The organism is Streptomyces sp. NPDC058457 (genome assembly GCF_042720695.1).
GTDB lineage: Bacteria > Actinomycetota > Actinomycetes > Streptomycetales > Streptomycetaceae > Streptomyces.
The window spans coordinates 1-3,912 of record NZ_JBHXLU010000029.1; the positions used below are offsets into that span (position 1 = coordinate 1).

General features: G+C 71.2%; 3 protein-coding genes. 1 reads left to right on the top strand and 2 read right to left on the bottom strand.

Translation table 11 applies throughout. The features are described 5' to 3' along the window. Positions 1 to 288: 288 nt before the first annotated feature. Complete coding sequence (locus ACFWPS_RS23125) at positions 289 to 1,059, bottom strand: DUF72 domain-containing protein (RefSeq protein WP_383707972.1); 771 nt, start codon at positions 1,057 to 1,059, stop codon at positions 289 to 291. A 19-nt stretch (positions 1,060 to 1,078) separates the two neighbouring features. Beyond that, on the bottom strand, positions 1,079 to 2,173 hold the full coding sequence (locus tag ACFWPS_RS23130) for a DUF5925 domain-containing protein (protein WP_383707974.1): 1,095 nt from the start codon (positions 2,171 to 2,173) through the stop codon (positions 1,079 to 1,081). 197 nt (positions 2,174 to 2,370) lie between these two features. Between ACFWPS_RS23130 and ACFWPS_RS23135 the strand changes: the two genes are divergently transcribed. Further along, entirely contained in the window at positions 2,371 to 3,795 is a 1,425-nt protein-coding gene (locus ACFWPS_RS23135) for a xylan 1,4-beta-xylosidase (protein WP_383707976.1), read from the top strand. Positions 3,796 to 3,912: the final 117 nt, after the last annotated feature.

Consider the following 3,912-nt stretch of genomic DNA (forward strand, 5'->3'; position numbering starts at 1 on the left):
GGCGGGGGGAACGAGCCGGCGGGGGGAACGAGCTGGCGGGGGGAGGGAGCCGGCGGGGGAAACGAGTCGGTGAGGGAACGAGTCGGTGAGGGAACGAGTCGGCGGGGGGAGGGAGCCGGTGGGGAAACGAGTCGGTGGGGGAACGAGTCGGTGGGGTAGGTGTGATGGTTGCTGCTTTGGTCCCGGCCTTCTCCGTCGTGGGTGTTCTCCCGCCGCAGCGGCGTCCAGCCGCGACGGCGGAATTCGGCGGTGCCGTACTCTGCTCGGCCCGAAAGGGGAAGCACGGCGTCACCTGCTGGTGCTCGGCTCCGGCGTCCGCGTCACCGTCAGTCCGGCCCGCTGCGCCACCCTTCCGAACGCCGCCGCGTCCCGCACCGCGGCCCCGCCCGGGTCGTTGTTGAAGTACGTGTAGACGTCGGCCTTCGCGGGGTAGGCCGTGGCGATGCGGTCCACCCAGGTTTCCAGGGAGCGGCGGCCGTAGCGGGGCCACGGGGTGGCCCGGCCCTCGTGGAAGCGGACGTAGGCCCAGTCGGTGGTGCGCCACAGGGGCGTCATGGGGTGGGCCTGGATGTCCGACCAGCACAGGGCCGCGCCCCGGGACGAGAGGACCTCGCGGGTCTCCGGCGTCCACCAGGAGTCATGGCGGGGTTCCACCGCGACGCGAGTGCCGCGGGGGAAGCAGGACAGGCAGGCGTCCAGCAGGCCCGGGTCCGCCTTCAGCGTCGGTGGGAGCTGGAGGAGGACCGGGCCGAGCCGGTCGCCGAGGCCCGCCGCGTGGGTCAGCAGGCGGTCGACCGGCTCCCCGGGGTCCTTCAGGCGTTTGATGTGCGTGAGATAGCGGCTCGCCTTGACCGCGATCACGAAGTCCGGCGGGACCCGGTCCCGCCAGGACGCGAAGTTCTCGCGGGTCGGGAGCCGGTAGAACGCGTTGTTCAGTTCGACTGTGGTGAACTGCTCCGCGTAGGCCTCCAGCCACGAGCGCATGGGCACGTCGGCCGGGTACAGGACGCCCCGCCAGTCCTTGTACTGCCAGCCCGACGTTCCGATGAAGAGGGGCATACCCCCATCAAAGCACCGGCTAGAGGTACAGGCCCGCGTCAGCGCCCTCCCGCGCCCCCGGTACCGAGGTCGGCGCCGTGCCCCGGCGCAGCGCGTACAGCTCCGCCAGGGTCGCCCCCTCCCGGCCCACCCCCTCCTCCGTGCCGAGCCAGTTCACCGCCTCGCGCTGGGTCAGCGGGCCCACCTCGATCCGGGCCAGGCAGCGGCCGGGGCGGACCACGGCGGGGTGCAGCCGCTCCAGGTCCTCGTTGGTGGTGACGCCGACCAGGACGTTGCGGCCCTGGCCGAGCAGACCGTCGGTGAGGTTCAGCAGCCTCGACAGCGCCTGGCCCGCCGTGTGCTTGGCCTCGCCGCGGATCAGTTCGTCGCAGTCCTCCAGCAACAGCAGCCGCCAGCGGCCCTTCCCGGCGCCGTCCTCCTCGCCGATCGCGATGTCCATCAGATAGCCGACGTCGGAGAAGAGCCGTTCCGGGTCGAGGACGCAGTCCACCTGGCACCAGTCCCGCCAGGAACGGGCGAGGGTGCGCAGGGCGGAGGTCTTGCCGGTGCCCGGCGGGCCGTGCAGCAGCAGGAGCCGGCCCGCGATGTCCTCCGGCGTCGTCTTCATCAGACGGTCCATCGCGTCCGCGACCGGTGCCGTGTAGTTGGCGCGGACCTCGTCCCAGGTGCCCGCGGAGATCTGCCGGGTGGTGCGGTGCGGGCCGCGGCGCGGTGAGACGTACCAGAAGCCCATGGTCACGTTCTCCGGCTGCGGTTCCGGCTCGTCCGCCGCGCCGTCCGTCGCCTCGTTCAGCACCTTGGCGGCCAGCTCGGCCGTGGTGGCGGTGACGGTGACGTCGGCGCCCCGGTTCCAGCGGGAGACCAGCAGCGTCCAGCCGTCGCCCTCCGCGAGGGTCGCGCTGCGGTCGTCGTCGCGCGCCACCCGCAGCACCCGCGCCTCCTTCGGCAGCAGCGTCGCCCCGGTGCGCACCCGGTCGATGTTCGCCGCGTGCGAGTACGGCTGCTCGCCCGTCGCGAAACGGCCGAGGAACAGCGCGTCGACGACGTCGGACGGGGAGTCGGAGTCGTCGACGTTGAGCCGGATCGGCAGCGTCTCGTGCGGCTTGGCAGACATGCCGCCATGATCCGTCACCGGGGCCTGCGGCGCACCCGTTTTCCGAAGTGGGAGGGGAGTGTCGGGTGCGCACCGAGCTTCCGGAGTATCCCGAAGGGGGCACGCACGCAGCCCCCGGGTGCACCCGGTCCTGTTACACAGCTGTCGATCCCCGATACCTGCCCCCGGGGCGATTTCCGCCACTACTGTTGTCCTTGATGGGACGTCATGGGTGGAATTCGGGGGCTCGGCGGTGGCGGCTCACCGCCCTGCTCGGGGTGGGCGTGGCCGCGCTCGCCCTGATCGTGACACTGGTCAACACGCTTCCCGGAGGCGGCGTCGGCACCGCGGGCACGACCCGCGACGGCGACAAGGTGCACGGCACCCCCGCCACCCCGCCGGACACCACCGAGCCGTACGTCGGCTGGGGCTTCACCCACACCCAGTACAGCGCCGACGAGGGCAGTACGAAGGCCACCGAGCGGGTCGAGGACCTGCTGTCCCAGGACGCCGGGCTGCCGCAGGACCAGGCCGTCATGGGCTGGGGCGCCGACAACCCCGAGCCGGTGAAGGGGCGTTACGACTTCGGCGCGCTGGACCGGCGCGTCGACTTCATGCGCAGGTCGGGCGGCACCCCGGTGATCACCCTGTGCTGCTCCCCGGACTGGATGAAGGGCGGCAAGGCGGGGGTGAACAACACCGACTGGAGCCAGGCCGCCCTGGAGACCGCGCCCACCCCCGACCACTACCAGGACTACGCCGACCTCGCCGCGACCGTCGCCAGGCGCTATCCGGACGTACGGCACTTCATCGTCTGGAACGAGTTCAAGGGCTTCTGGAACAACGCGAAGGGCCGCTGGGACTACGAGGGCTACACCGAGCTCTACAACCTCGTCTACAAGGCGTTGAAGGCCGTGAACAAGGACATCATGGTCGGCGGGCCGTACCTCGTCATGGACAGCTTCGACCCGCGCCAGACCGAGAACGCCTCCGCCACCCTCAAGGGTGACTGGGGCGTCATGGACCAGCGGGTCATCGACGCCTTCGACTACTGGAACACCCACAAGGCCGGCGCCGACTTCGTGGTCGTCGACGGGTCCAGCTACACCAACGACGACGACCTGCTGCCGAACGAGTTCGCGGCCACGGACAAGCTCACCGCCGTCAGCGAGTGGGTGCGCAGGCAGACGCACGACCTGCCGCTGTGGTGGGCCGAGTACTACGTCGAGCCCGCCGACGGTCAGGACGAACGCGACGGCTGGACCGAGGACCACCGGGTCGCCGTCCAGGCCACCGGCATGATCGCCCTCGTCGAGGGCGGCGCCGACTCCGGCTTCTACTGGAACCCGGAGGACCAGAAGGGCGGCGACTGCGCCGGCTGCCTGTGGAGTACGACCGACAGCGGGGACGGCGGGCAGGCACTGCCCATGTACGACCTGGTGTCGCGGTTCGGGAAGGCGTTCCCGCCGGGGACCCGGTACGAGACGGTCTCCGTCGCCGAGGACGACGTGCCCAACGTCCGTGTCCTCGCCAGTGACAGGACCGTCCTCGTGGTCAACACCCTCGACCGGGCGATCAGCGCCCAGGTGGACGGGAAGCGGTTCGACATGAAGCCGTACGAGGTGAAGTGGCTCACCCGGTGAACCCGGTGCACCCGGGGTGGCACAAAGGGCCCCGGCGGTTTGGGGGAGGAACCCCGGCGCCCGCCGCCCCCCCCCTAACCCCAGGAGTGGGAGCGCGGACCACAAGAAGGCGAGGGG